At 62.8% G+C, this 14,560-nt stretch carries 15 protein-coding genes; 6 read left to right on the forward strand and 9 right to left on the reverse strand.

Going from position 1 to position 14,560, the window contains the following annotated elements:
• The first annotated feature begins 70 nt into the window (after positions 1 to 70).
• The gene (locus tag F8G81_RS21110) at positions 71 to 1,162 is read left to right on the forward strand and encodes a hypothetical protein (RefSeq protein ID WP_267276583.1); all 1,092 of its coding nucleotides are present in this window, start codon (positions 71 to 73) and stop codon (positions 1,160 to 1,162) included.
• A 96-nt stretch (positions 1,163 to 1,258) separates the two neighbouring features.
• On the opposite strand, the gene F8G81_RS21115 is transcribed toward F8G81_RS21110, so the two are convergent.
• The 6 genes from F8G81_RS21115 to F8G81_RS21140 form a co-directional block, all read right to left on the reverse strand.
• Positions 1,259 to 1,423, reverse strand: coding sequence for a hypothetical protein (locus F8G81_RS21115; RefSeq protein WP_267276584.1), 165 nt, complete (start codon positions 1,421 to 1,423; stop codon positions 1,259 to 1,261).
• A 4-nt stretch (positions 1,424 to 1,427) separates the two neighbouring features.
• Positions 1,428 to 2,477 (reverse strand): glycosyltransferase family 2 protein, encoded by a 1,050-nt coding sequence (locus F8G81_RS21120; protein ID WP_267276585.1) that lies wholly within the window; start codon positions 2,475 to 2,477, stop codon positions 1,428 to 1,430.
• A gap of 365 nt (positions 2,478 to 2,842) precedes the next feature.
• On the reverse strand, positions 2,843 to 3,889 hold the full coding sequence (locus tag F8G81_RS21125; protein ID WP_267276586.1) for a LacI family DNA-binding transcriptional regulator: 1,047 nt from the start codon (positions 3,887 to 3,889) through the stop codon (positions 2,843 to 2,845).
• Between the two features lie 189 nt (positions 3,890 to 4,078).
• Positions 4,079 to 4,888, reverse strand: coding sequence for a carbohydrate ABC transporter permease (locus tag F8G81_RS21130; protein ID WP_267279317.1), 810 nt, complete (start codon positions 4,886 to 4,888; stop codon positions 4,079 to 4,081).
• An 86-nt stretch (positions 4,889 to 4,974) separates the two neighbouring features.
• Positions 4,975 to 6,063, reverse strand: coding sequence for a carbohydrate ABC transporter permease (locus F8G81_RS21135; protein ID WP_267279318.1), 1,089 nt, complete (start codon positions 6,061 to 6,063; stop codon positions 4,975 to 4,977).
• Between the two features lie 59 nt (positions 6,064 to 6,122).
• Complete coding sequence (locus F8G81_RS21140; RefSeq protein ID WP_267276587.1) at positions 6,123 to 7,370, reverse strand: sugar ABC transporter substrate-binding protein; 1,248 nt, start codon at positions 7,368 to 7,370, stop codon at positions 6,123 to 6,125.
• 383 nt (positions 7,371 to 7,753) lie between these two features.
• Between F8G81_RS21140 and F8G81_RS21145 the strand changes: the two genes are divergently transcribed.
• Both F8G81_RS21145 and F8G81_RS21150 read left to right on the forward strand, forming a co-directional pair.
• The gene (locus tag F8G81_RS21145; protein WP_267276588.1) at positions 7,754 to 9,787 is read left to right on the forward strand and encodes a glycogen debranching N-terminal domain-containing protein; all 2,034 of its coding nucleotides are present in this window, start codon (positions 7,754 to 7,756) and stop codon (positions 9,785 to 9,787) included.
• A 109-nt stretch (positions 9,788 to 9,896) separates the two neighbouring features.
• The gene (locus F8G81_RS21150; RefSeq protein ID WP_267276589.1) at positions 9,897 to 10,370 is read left to right on the forward strand and encodes a sensor histidine kinase; all 474 of its coding nucleotides are present in this window, start codon (positions 9,897 to 9,899) and stop codon (positions 10,368 to 10,370) included.
• Between the two features lie 52 nt (positions 10,371 to 10,422).
• Here F8G81_RS21150 and F8G81_RS21155 read toward each other — a convergent pair whose 3' ends face one another.
• Positions 10,423 to 11,034 (reverse strand): NADPH-dependent FMN reductase, encoded by a 612-nt coding sequence (locus tag F8G81_RS21155; RefSeq protein ID WP_267276590.1) that lies wholly within the window; start codon positions 11,032 to 11,034, stop codon positions 10,423 to 10,425.
• Positions 11,035 to 11,229: 195 nt separating this feature from the next.
• Here F8G81_RS21155 and F8G81_RS21160 point away from each other — a divergent pair, with 195 nt between their 5' ends.
• On the forward strand, positions 11,230 to 11,412 hold the full coding sequence (locus F8G81_RS21160) for a hypothetical protein (protein WP_267276591.1): 183 nt from the start codon (positions 11,230 to 11,232) through the stop codon (positions 11,410 to 11,412).
• A gap of 82 nt (positions 11,413 to 11,494) precedes the next feature.
• On the opposite strand, the gene F8G81_RS21165 is transcribed toward F8G81_RS21160, so the two are convergent.
• Positions 11,495 to 11,995, reverse strand: coding sequence for a GNAT family N-acetyltransferase (locus F8G81_RS21165; protein WP_267276592.1), 501 nt, complete (start codon positions 11,993 to 11,995; stop codon positions 11,495 to 11,497).
• 190 nt (positions 11,996 to 12,185) lie between these two features.
• Here F8G81_RS21165 and F8G81_RS21170 point away from each other — a divergent pair, with 190 nt between their 5' ends.
• Both F8G81_RS21170 and F8G81_RS21175 read left to right on the forward strand, forming a co-directional pair.
• Positions 12,186 to 13,115: an SRPBCC family protein gene (locus tag F8G81_RS21170; RefSeq protein ID WP_267276593.1), complete on the forward strand. Its 930-nt coding sequence runs from the start codon at positions 12,186 to 12,188 to the stop codon at positions 13,113 to 13,115.
• A gap of 149 nt (positions 13,116 to 13,264) precedes the next feature.
• Positions 13,265 to 14,047: an SRPBCC family protein gene (locus tag F8G81_RS21175; RefSeq protein WP_267276594.1), complete on the forward strand. Its 783-nt coding sequence runs from the start codon at positions 13,265 to 13,267 to the stop codon at positions 14,045 to 14,047.
• A 135-nt stretch (positions 14,048 to 14,182) separates the two neighbouring features.
• Here the strand turns inward: F8G81_RS21175 and F8G81_RS21180 are convergent, their stop codons facing one another.
• On the reverse strand, positions 14,183 to 14,545 hold the full coding sequence (locus tag F8G81_RS21180) for a helix-turn-helix domain-containing protein (protein WP_323809218.1): 363 nt from the start codon (positions 14,543 to 14,545) through the stop codon (positions 14,183 to 14,185).
• Positions 14,546 to 14,560 lie beyond the last annotated feature (15 nt).

Raw genomic sequence — 14,560 nt, forward strand, 5'->3', positions numbered from 1 at the left:
GCTCATGATCAAGGAGCGCTCAATGGGGCGCGAAGCTGCTCACTGGGGAGCAACAGGTAAGGGGCGTTACATGGCTTCTTTTCGGTTTTCCGTTCCGGCTCATGCCCGCTGGCTGAAAGCGCTGGCGATGTTCACTGCGGCCGGGCTGGCGATGCTGGTGTCTGTCCCGCCGGCTTCCGCGGCAGACACCACTCCTATGGATCCAAATCCCGGTCCGGCAGGAAACTTCAGCTGGAAGGGCTTCAACTGGGAGAAGCGGTTTTGGGGCGGTGCTCCGCAGTACAACAAGGCTTTTGCTGCCGCGAACGTCAGCAACCCGGGTGCCAACGGTTACATCACCATGACCCTGACAAATCCCACCGGGGAAGCTCCAGTGGGAGCGGAGTTCCAGTCCACCCGGCAAGGGTTTGGGTACGGGACCTACTCAACCACTGTGGAGAAGAACCTGAGCCTGCTGCAGAAGGAAGTGGTGTGGGGTTGCCTGTTCACCTACGATCCCCTGGCCGCACCGGGGTTCAACGAAATTGACCTGTGTGAGGCCTCTGCCTGGGGCGGCGGGGCTGCATACGGCGAGTCGTGGCCCGTCACGCAGGGCCACGGGTACTGGTTTGACGCAAGCAAACCTCCAGGCCAAGGGAACAACACCATAGTTTTTGATGTCACGGCGAGTCCCGTCACCACCCACAGGATGGTCTGGGAGCCAGGGAAGCTGACGTTTGAAACCTACGCCGGTGCAGGTTTCGTGGGCACGCTGCTCAAGCGCACCGTCCTGGAAGGCTCTACCGTTCCCGTCCCAGCCAAGGAACAGATCCACTTCAACCTGTGGGTTACGGGGGGAGGCGGCGGGGATCCTGCCCATGTGAATCCGGAAGCCGTGGTGATCCGGGATTTCTCCTTCACTGCGGCGTCTGCTGCTCCGGCTCCGGCGCCTGTCTCAGCCATTAAGCTCACCGCCGCCACCACGAAGTCGAAGGGGGTTAACACCACCACCCTGAAGTGGGGCGGAGCCGTGGGAACCAGCGTCACGCTCTGGATCAACGGGCTGCCACGGACGGTGGCCAACACCGGGACCTATGTGAACAAGTTCAAAGGCGGGAGCACCACCTCATACAAGGTCTGCGATGCCGGCGGGTGCTCAAACACCGTCAGTGTTGTGACCTAGCTTCCGGTTTTCCCCGTTGGCCCACAACGCAGGGCGGCCACCTGGCCGCCCTGCCTTGTGCTGTTACCCCGAACGGGGTTCAAAGCGTGTTGCTGGCTAGGATTTTCCCCCACGGACGGGAACAATCCTCTTGACGGCCATTCCAAGGGCCACCAGGGCAAACGCGGCGAGGGCGAACCAGAAGAGGTCGCCGGCCCCCGTCATGGCGAGCGTTCCAGAACCTAGTCCGGCTGCGGCCGGGGCTGCTGGGTTGTCATACATAGTGTTACCAAGCTTTCTTGTTGTTAAGGGCTGCATCTGCGTACGCCTTCGCGTGGACCACCTGCAGGAACAGGTCGATCACCAGCTCGTACATGGTGGCGGCCGCGAGCATGTATTTCCATCCCCGCAGCCGTACCGTCACCACACGTTCGATCACGAAGACACCGGTCACGGCAAGCCAGAATGGCTGAATGTGCAGCCCTGCCCCCGTGCCCAGTGCAAACGCCACCGTGCCGAAATAGGCCAGTGTCACCAGCACTCCAACCACGGCCAGTGCCTGCCTTCCCCAATAGGGGCGGGTAACCCGTGTCCATCCGTACTGGACGCAGTTCTCCACGGCTCCACGTTTCCACCGGAGCCGCTGGGCCCAGAGCTCCCGCCAGGACGGCATGACCTCTGTAACCAACGTGCAGTCTGCCGGCGACTTGATCCGGTAATGGAGGGTGAGCAGGGCGAAGGAGAGCTCGTTGTCCTCTGTCAGGACGGACGTGTCGTATACGCCGCCGTGTCCGTTGCCTGGAGGCAGGGAACCGTCCAGCCGGGCTGCCACAACGTCCCGAAGGGTCCGTGCCCGGAACAGCGCAGCAGTGCCCGTGACTACCAGGCATTTCCCCTTGAGCCGCTTGACGTCGCGGGCATACCTGGCATATTCGTTCCGTTGCAGGTGGCCAACGAATCCTCCGCCGCTTCCCCCGCTGAACACGCCTCCAACCGCACCAAGCCGTGAATCCGCCTGCAGATGAGCCACCGCACGTTCGATGAAGTCAGGGGACAGCTGGGAGTCGGCGTCCTGGATAAGGATCAAGTCCTCGGGCGCAGCGTCCGGAAGCAGCCTGCTGAGGACAAAGTTGAGCGCTCCGGCCTTCTTGTCCACGTTTCCCGCCGTCGGGACAACCTCAGCTCCCTGCGCAAGCGCCAGCTGCTCTGTGGCGTCTGTGCAATTATCTGCGACGACAATGACCCTGCCCGGCGAAAGAGTTTGATCTTTAAGTGACTGGAGTGTTGAGGTGATGCCTGCGGCCTCGTTGTGGGCCGGGATGAGGACTGTAATCACCGGAGCGTTATACCGGGCCGCGTTTTCACAAAACTCGGGGATTTCCGAGCACCAGCCCGGTTTACCGCATCACAATGTGATCTGTCACTCATTATTCGCAATCCCTGCCCGAAGTTATTAAATATCTACTGACTTTGACTATTCCAACGGGAACGCAAACCATAGGCACAGAAAAGGAAGGGATTGAACAAGGTTTCATAAAGAAGAGCGCACCCGGTTGGAGGCTCAACACGGAAACCTTGAGCTACAGCAGTCCGCCTTGAGATTCCCCTGCGCCGGAGGTCATAAACGGGTATCTACGTGGCGCGAACGAACACTTGAGCCCCCACCGCTCAGCCCAGCGGCTTCGTGGCGCGGCTCTGGCCTTACAGTCCTGGCGGAGTGGCCAGCGGCCCGCCGCCGTCGCGCAGGACAAGCCGGGAGGGAAGAAGGACGTGCTCGGGCGCGCGTTGCTGGGCCGTTGGTCCGTCCAGGATGGAGCGCATGATGTCCACAACCGTGCCCGCGGCCTCTTCCACCGGCTGGGCGATGCTGCTCATTCCTACCGCGGCGGCGACAGGAGTGTCGTCGAAGCCAATCACTGCAGGAACTTTGTCCGGGAAGGCGGCCCGTAGCTGCTCCGAGGCGCCGAGTGCCAGGGAATCGCTGGCGCAGACTATGGCTGTAGCACCGTTGGCTAACAGGGTCAGCGCTCCTGCTGCACCTTCACGGATACTGTCCGGGACGCCCACGGACATAAGATCCAGTTCGTGCGGCTCCAGGTGGGGGGACAGTGCCGTTTTCCAGCCTTCCCTCCGGTCCCGTCCCAGGTCATAACCGGCGGGGCGTTCCCTTGCCGGGCTGTCACTGTCCGGCCAGCCGAGAAAGCCGATCCGGCGGTGGCCCTGACTGAGCAAGTAGTGTGTGGCTTCCGCTGTCCCGGCCTGGCCGTCGACATCCACCCAAGGGTGCGGGCATGCCTCATTGTCAGCGCTCCAGGGCCGCCCAAACGTGACAAACGGGACTTCCTGATCCATGAGCCAGCGCGTCCGTGGATCATCCTGGCGGGTGTCGGCGAGGATGAATCCGTCAAGATCGGAGGTCTCCAGAAGCTCCCCGTAGGCTTCAATTTCGGCGTCGTCATTGGGGACGGCAAAGACTGTAACCCGGTACCCGTGCTGTTGAAGGCTCGCGGTGAGGGAGTGGAGGAACCGGTCCATGATGGCACCATTGATGCCGTCCGCGGAGGGAAAGAGCCGGTAGCCGAGGTTACGGGACCGTCGCGTCCGCAATTGCCGGGCGGCAATGTTCGGGCGGTATCCGGAAGCGGCGATCAGCTCTGTCACCCGTTCAAGCGTGGGAGGACTGACTCGCTCCGGGGCGTTGATGGCATTCGAAATGGTTTGCCGGGAGACGCCGAGTTGCTGCGCCAAGCTCGCCAGGGTTGGCCGGGAACCCATCGAACCTCTGCTTTCTTGCTGCTCCAAAACGGCTGGACAGACCCTTTGAACGATCAACGATGTGTTCATCAGTGTATGACACGGCGCCTGTCAGCCGGGTTGCTTTGGACTGGAGCCCGGGAAGGGGCCAGCCCAAAGCAACCCTTTAGAGCAAGGGAGCGCTCACTCCTTCAGCGCCCCTGCTGTGCTGTTCATGATCCTTTTCTGGAAGATGAAGAACACGATGGCCACCGGGATGGTCATGATGGCCGCCGCCGCAAGTTTCAGCGGATACTGGGTTCCGGCGCTGAGCTGGCCGGAGGAGAGCTGGGCCACGCCCTTGGTAAGTGTGATGAGTTCAGGGCTCTGGGCGGCGATGATGAAATGGCTCAGTTCGTTCCAGGATCCCTGAAAAGAGAGAATGACGATGGTCATCACGGCAGGCATGGACATGGGCAGGACAACAGACCAAAAAGTCCGGAAGGTTCCTGCGCCGTCGATTCTTGCTTGTTCCTCGACACTGGCCGGGATGGACTCGAAGAAGTTCTTCATGATGAAGACCCCTGCAGCATCCGCCATAAGCGGGATGATCATTCCCGCGTACGAGTCGTACAGTCCCAACTGGTTTATCACCAGGAATTTGGGAATGAGGAGAACAACTCCGGGCACAGCCATGACAGCCACAACTCCGGCGAAAATCACCGACCTTCCGCGAAAAGGGATACGGGCCAGGGCATAGCCGGCGAGCAGGTCGAAGAACACCCGCCCGCAGGTGACAAAAACCGTGACCACCACCGAGTTCCCGAACCACAAGGGAAAATCCGAATTCAGGAAGAGCTTCCCGTACGCCAAGCTGGACCAGGTCGCCGGAAACAGTGACAGGGGGTCGCTTGCGGCGTCGGGTTCGGTCTTAAATGAGGTGGCGAGGTTGATGAGAAACGGGAATATATAGACGACTGCCAGCGAAATGAGAGCAACGTAGGCCAGCCACATGAACTTTCCCTGGCGTTTCCGGCGGCTCTTACCCGGCGGCGGGGATGCCGGGGTGGTGGTATCCGGCGTATCCGATATCAACGTGGTCACAATGCTCTCCCCCGGCTCGGTTTTGGATTCATTCGCTTACGGCGGGGCACAGAGTCACGCTCTCGGAGCAACACCCGCTGGATCACAGTGAAGACGATGATGATCGCGAACAGTATGAATGCGATGGCCGCGCCCTGCCCCCATTGCTGATTGTTGAAAGCGGTGCTGAAGGAGAGGTACGCAGGGGTGATGGTGGTCTTGGCCGGGCCGCCCTGAGTTCCGGTGTAGATCTGGTCGAATATCTGCCACGTCCCGATCAAACCGAGCGTAATCACTGTAAAGAGCGTGGGGCGGAGCATGGGCAGGGTGACGTACCAGAAGCGCTGCCAGCTGCTGGCGCCGTCGAGCATTGCCGCTTCTTCCAGCTCGCCCTGCAGGTTCTGCAAAGCTGCGATAAAGAGCAGCATGAACGTCCCGGAGGTGGTGAAGATGGCCATCAGGATAAAGGCGGACATGGCCGCCGACGGCCCGGAGAGCCAGTCCCACCAGCTCACGCCCAGGAGCGTTCCGGACTCCATCGCCGGGGGCGGGCTGCCGATGCCAACCGCCTGCGCCAGGAGATGGAAAACCCCCGTCGGCTCCTGGAACCAGTTCGGACCTGTAACTCCCAGCAGGGACAGGAACTTGTTCACAGCGCCTGTGGCATTGAACAGGAAGAGCCACAGGACCGTGATGGCAACCGTGCTGGTGACGGAGGGGAAGTAGAAGGCGGTCCGAAAGAATCCGCGCCCCTTCAGCATCCTGCCGTTGACCATCACGGCCAGGAACAAGGACACCATGGTCTGCAGCGGAACCACCAGCACCACGTAGTACAGGTTGTTCCGCAGGGCCGTTCCGAAGTCCCGTTCGGCCAGGCCACCGCCGGAAACGATCGCCTCGAAGTTCTTGGCGCCCACAAATTGCGTGCCGACGGCGAACGGACTGCCCCTTCCTGTCCAATCAGAAACGCTGACCCAGGCCGCCATGACCACAGGCAGGACCAGGAATACACCGAGGATGATAAGTACGGGAGCCGTGAAGAGCCACCCGGTGGTGGCGGTCTGGTTGCCCCTGCTTCCGGTCCTGCGCGTCCCGTTGCCGCGCATCCCGCTGCCGGATCCGGTTCTGCGGGTCCCGCCGGTGCGGGCACTACGGGTCAGGATGCTCACTTTGACAGCGTCGCTGTCATTTCGGTCTGGATAGCATCCAGGATGGCTTTCGGATCTGACGCCTGCAGGGTTGCCAGTTTGGCGTTGAAGTCCTTGAGTACGTCGGCGGCGCCGGGCTGCGACGGGAGGGTCTGGGCATACTCGACGCCGGCGATGGAGGCTTCCTGCTCGGGGAACGCCTTCTTGAACTCGCTCTCTGCAGAAACAACCGAAGGCATAACACCAAAGGCCTTGGCGAATGTCATCTGGGTCTGGGTGCCGGTCAGCTGTTCAACCAATGCTTTTGCTGCTGGTTTGTTCTTGCTGTCCGCTGCGATGCCCCAGCAGTTGGTGAACTGGAGGGTACCCTTGCCCTTGGGACCGGCCGGCAGCTCTACGGTGCGGTACTTGATGGAAGGGAAGTCCTTGGACAGGGCCCCCGAGATCCAGTTGCCTTCGATCGTCATCGCGGAAAGCTGTTTGCCGAAGGCTTCGCCTCCCCAGCCTGCGCCCAAGTCAGAGGAGAACTTCGCTGATCCGTCGGTGAGCATTTTCTTGACGAAGGTCAGTGCCTTCACGTTCTCCGCGCTGTTGACGGTGGCTTTCTTACCGTCCGCGCTGAGCAGGGACCCGCCGGCCTGGGGGAAGAAGGCGGCAACGCGGGCAACTTCCGGGCTGAAGGAGAGGCCAACAGTATTGCCGGAAGTAAGCTTCTTGGCCGTCGCCTCGAGTTCGTCCCAGGTGGTGGGAACATCAGCATCGGTCAGGCCGGCGGCTTGCCACAAGTCATTGTTGATGACCAGGGACAGGGTGGAGGAATCCTTGGGCGCGCAGTAGAACTTCCCGTCATAGGTGAAGGCTTTGGTAAGGCTCGGCTGAAAATCGTCCTTGTTGGAAAGCGAGTCCGCATAGGGCTCAAGGGAACCGTTGGAGGCGTAGCCACTGAGCTGGTCCGGGGACAGATAGAAAACGTCTGCAGGCTTTCCCGAGGCAAAACCCTGGCTCAATTGCTGCGCCAAGTCTGACGCCACATTGACGGAGGCTTCGGTACCCGAGGTTTTGGACCATTCGGCAACGGCATCTTTTACTGACGTTGCCTCGGCATCACCGGAGGCGGCGATCAACACGGTGATCGGCCCGGAGCCCGCACCTGATGACTCTGGGGAAGAACTGGCGAAGCCAGAACCGCAGGCGGTCAGGCTCAGGGCTCCGGTCAGGCAAATGGTGATCGCTGCTGCGAGGCGTGAAGCGCGTGGTGTTTTCATTCGTTGGGATCCTCTGCTTCGTTGGAAGGCGTCCGTCAATGGGCGCACTGAAAGTACTTGCGTGTTCTTCGGGGTCAGCAGTCGCCTGTGGGCGGGCTGCCAAGGTGCCCTCCGCCGTCGGGCAGTGAACGCCGCGATGGAAGCCGGTGAACTGGTGCCGAAAGGTAAAGGGGCTTTTGATCGATCAAATTTTGCTGTAAAACTGTATTTGAACGATCAAACTGGTGTTTCACCATGATGGTTGTGAGTTCTGCCACTGTCAAGGCCTGGAGATCAACAATGAGTGAGCCTGGAATCTGCGCTCACTTGGACCGGCGAATTTCGATCTCGCACCCGTAGTACGTCCCACAGCAAAATTCCGCCCGCGCGGTCAAGGAGTATCAATGAACAACCGGCAGCCCTTCCTGCACGACCTGAATGTCCTCCTGGCCGCTCCTATGCAGGTCTGGTCCGGGCATGATGGACAGCTGCGGCGAAGCGGCGGTGTCCAGGGGATCTACTGCGCGGATACCAGGGTCATCGATGAGGCTGTTCTTACCGTCAATGGCGAGGAACCGGAACCTGTCGGCTCATCCTCGGCTCAGGGCCATATTGTTTCCTTCCAGGCCCTCATCCGGACCCTCGGAAGCGAAAATCCCGATCCGCTGGTCAGCCTGACCCGCCGCCGCAGTATCTCCACGGATCGTGTCAGCGAGGAAATCATCCTGCGGTCCGATCTGAGCAAGCCCGTCACAGCGGTGGTTGAGATGGTACTCGGGTCCGATTTTTCACCCCTGGAGTCGGTCAAGGCCGGCGGCAGGGCCCACCCAGTCCTGCCCGAACTCAGGGGCGACGCGTGGCAGGCAGCCGCGGAAGGTGTCACTTCGCTGATCAGCGGTCCTGGAGCCCAGGTTGAACGGCACAACAGTCAGCTCCGCCTTCGGTGGGACGTGAGGATTCCGGCCCGGGGTACCGTCCGGGTTGGCTGGGACGTGCAGGCTAAAGACAGTCTGGCCCCCTTCGTTGCGGCAGAGCAGAGCGCTCCACCGGCCTTCCGCGTCCGCGCCGATGACCGACGCCTCACAGCACTGGCAGAAAGGGCACTCGCGGACCTCCAGGGTTTGCGAATGTCCCCTGTTTCCGCTCCCCAGGACGCATTTCTAGCGGCCGGGGCCCCCTGGTTCTTCACGTTGTTCGGGCGGGACTCCCTGATCGCGGCCGAGATGCTGCTCCCGGTGGACCCGTCGCTGGCAGCCGGCACCCTGCGCACACTGGCTGCCCGTCAGGGCACCCAGAACGATCCCCTGACGGCTGAGCAACCAGGGAAGATCCTTCACGAAGTGCGCCGCGGTGAGCTCCGTATGCCGGCTGACGCCAGCAATGGTGAAATCCGGCTTCCGCCCGTCTACTTCGGCACGGTGGACGCCACCCTGCTCTGGATTTCCCTTCTTCACGACGCCTGGAAATGGGGCATGCCGGAAGAGGAAGTCAAGGACCTGATCGGCAACCTGGAAGTAGCCCTGCTCTGGCTCCGGGACTGGGCGGACCCGGACGGCGACGGCTTCCTTGAGTACATCGACGAGACAGGATACGGCCTGGCCAACCAGGGCTGGAAGGACTCCGCTGACTCCATCCGCTGGAGCGACGGTTCGCTGGCCACCGGTCCCATTGCCCTGGCGGAGGTCCAGGGATATGCCTACCAGGCTGCCACCAACGCAGCGGATCTGCTGGACGCGTTCGGGCTCCCCGGCGCACAGGAATGGCGGGATTACGCCGAAGAGATGGCCCTCAATTTCCGGGAGGCCTTCTGGTGCCGGGACGAACTGGGCCCTTACCCTGCGATAGCACTGGACGTGGACAAGCGGCCGGTGGACGGTGTGGCCAGCAATATGGGCCACCTCCTTGGCACCGGAATCCTGAATGCGGAAGAGAGCGAGCTTGTTGCACACAGGATCATGCACCCCACCATGTTTTCCGGCTATGGAGTCAGGACCTTGGACACCGGGAACGGCGCCTACTGGCCGCTGCGCTACCACTCGGGTTCCGTGTGGGCCCATGACACCGCCATGACCCTGGCCGGCCTGACCAAAGCCGGCTATGCGGACCAGGCAGCCCTGCTTGCAGCCGGACTGATGGACGCAGCCGAAATCTTCGACTACCGGTTGCCGGAGCTGTTCTCGGGCCACAGCCAAGGCCAAGGCGGGCCCCAGCCTTACCCGGCGTCGTGCCGTCCCCAGGCCTGGGCTGCAGCGTCGGCAATCCCCCTGATGCTGGCAATCCTTGGCCTGACCCCGCAGGGGCCCGGACTCCTGCCCAGTGTTTCCGCCCGTGTGCCGGCACCGTTTGGTGCTTGCACATTCGACGGGCTTCAGGCCGGCGGGCTGTCCTTCACCGTGGACGTTGACCGACACGGCGGTACCACCGTTATTCCTGCCTGACACTGCTTTTTAACTTTTGATCTGATCTTGACGGAACCCTTCGGAACCCATGCGCTTGGCGGTTCAGTCTTGAAGCATAAGACCACCAGCTGCGGGGAAGCAGGAAGTCATGGGAAGCGAATCAGCTCTTCGAGAAGTAACAGCTGTGGGAGGCGTGATTACGGATCAACATCCGCTCGACTTCCACACCTTGGGGCTAGCGGGCTGCATTGACCGGCTCACAGCGCCCCTCCGTCAGCAAGGCACCGCGGTCCGCTGGGACACTCCACACTGGGGCATCGAGATCCCGGCGAACTGCGCGTCCCTGCTGTACCAGTCGGCCCGGGAGGCGTTGAGTAATTCCCTGAAGTACTCAGACGCCTCCGAGCTCACCATCCAGCTCGCCGCGGTGGACCACGGCATTCGCCTGGTAGTGGCCGACGACGGTTCGGGCTTTGACAGCAGGATCGCCATCAGCGGCAGGCACCACGGATATGGCTTGCGGCTGATGTCAGTGGCAGTCCACGAGGCCGGAGGCAGTGTTGACATCTGCTCCAGTCCGGGACGCGGCACCTGCGTAACAGTCACCCTTCCGCTGGACTAAGTCATGTGCAGGCTCCCCGTCCAGCGCCTCCTCCGTCACACCAACCTGTGCGTCAGCGCGACAGCTTCTCCCTGTCCGGCTCCAGGTCACCGATGTGGCCAGGTGCGTTGGCCGCAAGGACCCGCTGGACAAAGGCGCAGTATTCCTCCATGTAGTGACTCAGGAATTTGGCTGTGGACTCGTCCTTGACCTCGCCGTCCTCAGCGAAGACGTTGGCATTGAACTTGACGTAGGCCTCCGGGGCATTGAGCTGCGGTGCATCCAGGAAGCTCAGCACGCTGCGCATGGAGGATTGCATCACCGCCGTGCCGATGCCACCTGGTGACGCGCCGATGATGCCGGTGGGTTTACGGGCGAAGGAGTTCGTGCCCCAGGGGCGGGACCCCCAGTCGATGGCATTCTTCAGCGCGCCGGGAATGGACCGGTTGTACTCGGGCGAGACAAAGAGGATGCCATCCGACCCCTCAATGGCTTCCTTGAGGGCACGGCCTTCAGGCGGGAAATCCGCATCGTAGTCGTAGCTGTAGAGCGGCAGGTCCTTGATGGCGATCTCTGTAAATTCCAGATCGGCCGGAGCCAGTTTGATCAGGGCCTTGGACAGAGTCCTATTAATAGAGCCAGTTGCCAGGCTGCCGACGAAGTATCCGATCTTGTGCGTTGCCATAACAATCCTTCCAACAGCCCGCGGAAAAGGGGGCTGGGTACTGGTTGGTGAACGGTTGATAGAGGCGCAGTGCACCACCCAGTCCAGCACAGAACGTCTCACCCGGCCAGAGGTTGATGAGGTGCTTGACAGCCTGCAGTTGGGGGCGCTGAATGAAGCTGACCGAAGATTTCCAGCACACTCCGGGAGCAGGGCATGACTGACAAACCAGAGGCGACAGAGCGCATCCACAACGAGGCTCCGGCAGAAGGAGACCTCGACGCCGACCCCACTGATCTCCGGATGCACTCCCAGGATCCTGCCGAAGGCGCCGACTTCCCGAACATGGACTTCCCGACCACTGACACCGGACAGGCAGAGCCCACTTCCGGCCGTTAGCGTCTGGGGCGCTTCGTTGGGCCCGGCGCCAGAGGCCTGACCCGCGCGACGCGCGCGGCGACGTACAGCCGGCGACGGACGGCTACTGACCCGCCTCCCGGACCATCCGCATCTCCGGCAGCCCGTACCAGTCCGGCGGCAACAATTTATGCGTGCCGTCGGGGCGAAAACCGTGCTTGCCATAGAAAGCGCGGGCGCGCGGGTTGTCTTCAAGCACCCACAGGTAGGCGGGAGCAACACCTACTGCGGCCTCCAGCAGCGCCCGGCCCAGGCCGGTTCCGTGCGCATGCCGCAGCGTGTAGAGGGAGTAGAGTTCCAGGCCGTGTGGATGGTCCGGGTCACGGCCGGGTCCGGCGTCGGCCAGCCCCACCACCTGATCACCTGGATCCAGCGCGATAAGCCGCGGCTCCGGGACCGCAAGGTAGGATCGGCGCCGTTCGATGCGCTCCGGAATGCTGGCACGGCGGGCGGCGAAAAAGTCCGCAGGAAGCAAGTGCGAGTAGCACTCCTCGTGGGCCAGCGTATGCATCCGGACCACGGCCTCGGCGTCCTCAGGAGTGGCCTGACGGATTCTGTACTCCATAAAATCCAAGCCTAGCCCGGCAGCCGGGAGGCCCTCAAAGGAGGCGCCCCGGAACCCAGCCTCGAAGCAATTGGCGAGTCCCGGCGTCGTACATTTGCTCTGGCCGCAGGCTTCCTCCGGAAGGTATGGTAAGCATGCTGATGAATTATTGCATGCCTCATCAGCTCCGGTTCCAGTCGAAGGAGACATCGTGAGCACGAAGGTGGAAAAACGCATTCTGGTGAACGTGCCGGTGAGCACGGCCTACAACCAATGGACCCAATTCGAGGACTTTCCGCACTTCATGGGCGGCGTCAAAAGCGTGACGCAACTGACTGACGACCGCCTGGAATGGGTGGCCGAGATCGGCGGCATTCGCCGGCAATGGACGGCCAAAATCCTGGAACAGATCCCGGACCGCAAGGTGGCCTGGGCTGCCACGGAAGGGGCCACCAATGCCGGAGCCGTGGAGTTCGAAGACGTGGGCGGGGGCCAGACCTCGCTGCGGCTGACCATCGAATATGAGCCAGAGGGCATCATCGAGAAGGTGGGCGACAAGCTCCACGTCGTGGAGCGGCAGGCCGAGGCGGACCTGAAGCGGTTCAAGGAGTTCATCGAGGACGAACGGTATGCCAGCGGCGCCTGGCGGGGCACGGTGAATGAGGGGGCCACCGTTGGCACCCCGGGCGTTGAGGACGCGGCGGCATCCCGCGGCGATTCAGGCAAGGCCGGGGTCTCGGGCAAGATGGCCGCAGCTGCCGGGGTGGCAGCCGCAGCGGGCGCAGCGGCAGCCATGGCCGCCGGCGGCAACAAGGGCGAGACTGCCGCAGCCGACGAAACCGTGACGCCAACCGCTCCCGGGGAGCCGGTCACCGTCACGCCGCTGACGACGGACCCCACCACCACAGGCACCACAACCTCCGGCACGACGGCGGCAGCCGGCTCCACCGGTTCGGTCGCCGACCTGGGCGATGACAGGATCGGGCACGCCTTCGACCAGACCAACGGACTGGTGGACACGACGGGGGAATCCGATGAGACGGTTGAGGGTGAAAACCTGAGCGCCGGTGAGCGCCGGGAGAACGACCGCAGGCCCGACGGCGGCCTTCCGCCCGTGGCAGGCGGCCTCGGCCAGCACTGAGTGAGCGGTCGCCGTCGGGCTCTGCTGATTGCAGCGCCCTGAGAGCGGCCCTGCCCCGCTTGGACGGCCCTGCCCCGCACCGCTTATGCGGGCCAGGGCCGCTCCTGCGGGTTTCTTCGTCAGATTCACGTCACGTGTAAGGAGACGTTGTGAGCACAAAAGTCGAGAAGCGGATTGTGGTGGAAGTACCGGTAAGTACCGCCTACAACCAGTGGACCCAGTTTGAGGACTTCCCGCACTTCATGGGCGGTGTGGAGAGCGTCAGGCAAGTCGGTGATGACCGCCTGAAATGGGTTGCCCGGATCGCCGGTGTGCGCCGCGAATGGGAAGCCAGGATCCTGGAACAGGTGCCGGACCGCAAGATAGCGTGGGCATCCACCGGCGGCGCCACGAATGCCGGCGCCGTTGAGTTCGAGGACGCTGGCGGTGGCAAGACGGCCATCGCGTTGACCCTGGACTATCAGCCCGAGGGCGTGGTGGAAAAGGTGGGCGACCTGCTCCACGTGGTGGCCCGGCAGGCCGAGGCGGACCTGAAGAAATTCAAGGAGTTTATCGAGCACGAAGGCCACGCGAGCGGCGCCTGGCGGGGAACCGTCCATGGCGGCAAGGTGGGTTCCGGAATCAACGACGCCGGTGCTGACGCAGGCATTGGCGCTGGCGCCGGCGGTGCCGGGACAACAGCGGCCGGGACAACAGCGGCCGGGACAACAGCGGCGGGCCCGGGCGTTGCGGGCCCGGCGGGCGTGGACCAGCCGGAGCACAACCGGTTTGCCCACCCGTTTGACCAGACCAACGGCCTGGTGGACGTCGAGGGCGAGTCCGACGAAACCGCCGACGGCGAGCTCCGCAGCGCAGCCCAGCGCCGGGAGGACGAGCAGCGCGGCCGGGGCTTCATCCCGCCGCCCACGGGAGGAACAACAGGGCAGTTCTGACCACCCGGCCGCAACGGGCCGCCGTCGGAAGTCTCATCTGTAACCGGTTCTGCCAGGCAACAGCGGTCCTGCCCCGCACAGGCGGTGCTGCCCCGCAACGCTTATGCGGGGCAGCACCGTTCCTGTGCGTGGACGTCAGGACGGCAAGTTCCGGTCATGCTCCGTCCGGGAAAGTGCCACCGCGGGCATGCTCGTTTCGGCCCAGTCCTTGAGCCCGTACACCAGGCCCAGCAGCGAGCGCCCCAGCGGTGTGAGCTCGTAATCTGTGCGCACCGGAACCGACGGGGTGATGTGGCGCTGCACCAGGCCGTCGCGCTCGAGGGCCCGAAGGGTGGAGGTCAGCATTTTTTGGCTGGCCCCGGGGATCCGGCGCCGCAGTTCGCTGTGCCGCAATTGCCCCTCCGCGAGCTCCAGCACCACCAGGGTGACCCACTTGCTGCTGATGGTTTCCAGGAGTTGGCGCGCCGGACAGTGCTCCAGCCCGGCATTGTAGGCCACTTGCGATTCCTGGCG

Origin of the sequence: Arthrobacter sp. CDRTa11 (assembly GCF_026427775.1) — a bacterium.
In the GTDB taxonomy this organism is placed as follows: Bacteria; Actinomycetota; Actinomycetes; order Actinomycetales; family Micrococcaceae; genus Arthrobacter.

Excerpts from the sequence above, each read along its gene's own strand:
- F8G81_RS21110 (WP_267276583.1), top strand. The coding sequence starts at position 71 with ATGGCTTCTTTTCGGTTTTCCGTTCCGGCTCATGCCCGCTGGCTGAAA.
- F8G81_RS21115 (WP_267276584.1), bottom strand. The coding sequence starts at position 1,423 with ATGTATGACAACCCAGCAGCCCCGGCCGCAGCCGGACTAGGTTCTGGA.
- F8G81_RS21130 (WP_267279317.1), bottom strand. The coding sequence starts at position 4,888 with ATGTGGCTGGCCTACGTTGCTCTCATTTCGCTGGCAGTCGTCTATATA.
- F8G81_RS21135 (WP_267279318.1), bottom strand. The coding sequence starts at position 6,063 with ATGCGCGGCAACGGGACGCGCAGGACCGGAAGCAGGGGCAACCAGACC.
- F8G81_RS21140 (WP_267276587.1), bottom strand. The coding sequence starts at position 7,370 with ATGAAAACACCACGCGCTTCACGCCTCGCAGCAGCGATCACCATTTGC.
- F8G81_RS21145 (WP_267276588.1), top strand. The coding sequence starts at position 7,754 with ATGAACAACCGGCAGCCCTTCCTGCACGACCTGAATGTCCTCCTGGCC.
- F8G81_RS21150 (WP_267276589.1), top strand. The coding sequence starts at position 9,897 with ATGGGAAGCGAATCAGCTCTTCGAGAAGTAACAGCTGTGGGAGGCGTG.
- F8G81_RS21155 (WP_267276590.1), bottom strand. The coding sequence starts at position 11,034 with ATGGCAACGCACAAGATCGGATACTTCGTCGGCAGCCTGGCAACTGGC.
- F8G81_RS21160 (WP_267276591.1), top strand. The coding sequence starts at position 11,230 with ATGACTGACAAACCAGAGGCGACAGAGCGCATCCACAACGAGGCTCCG.
- F8G81_RS21165 (WP_267276592.1), bottom strand. The coding sequence starts at position 11,995 with ATGGAGTACAGAATCCGTCAGGCCACTCCTGAGGACGCCGAGGCCGTG.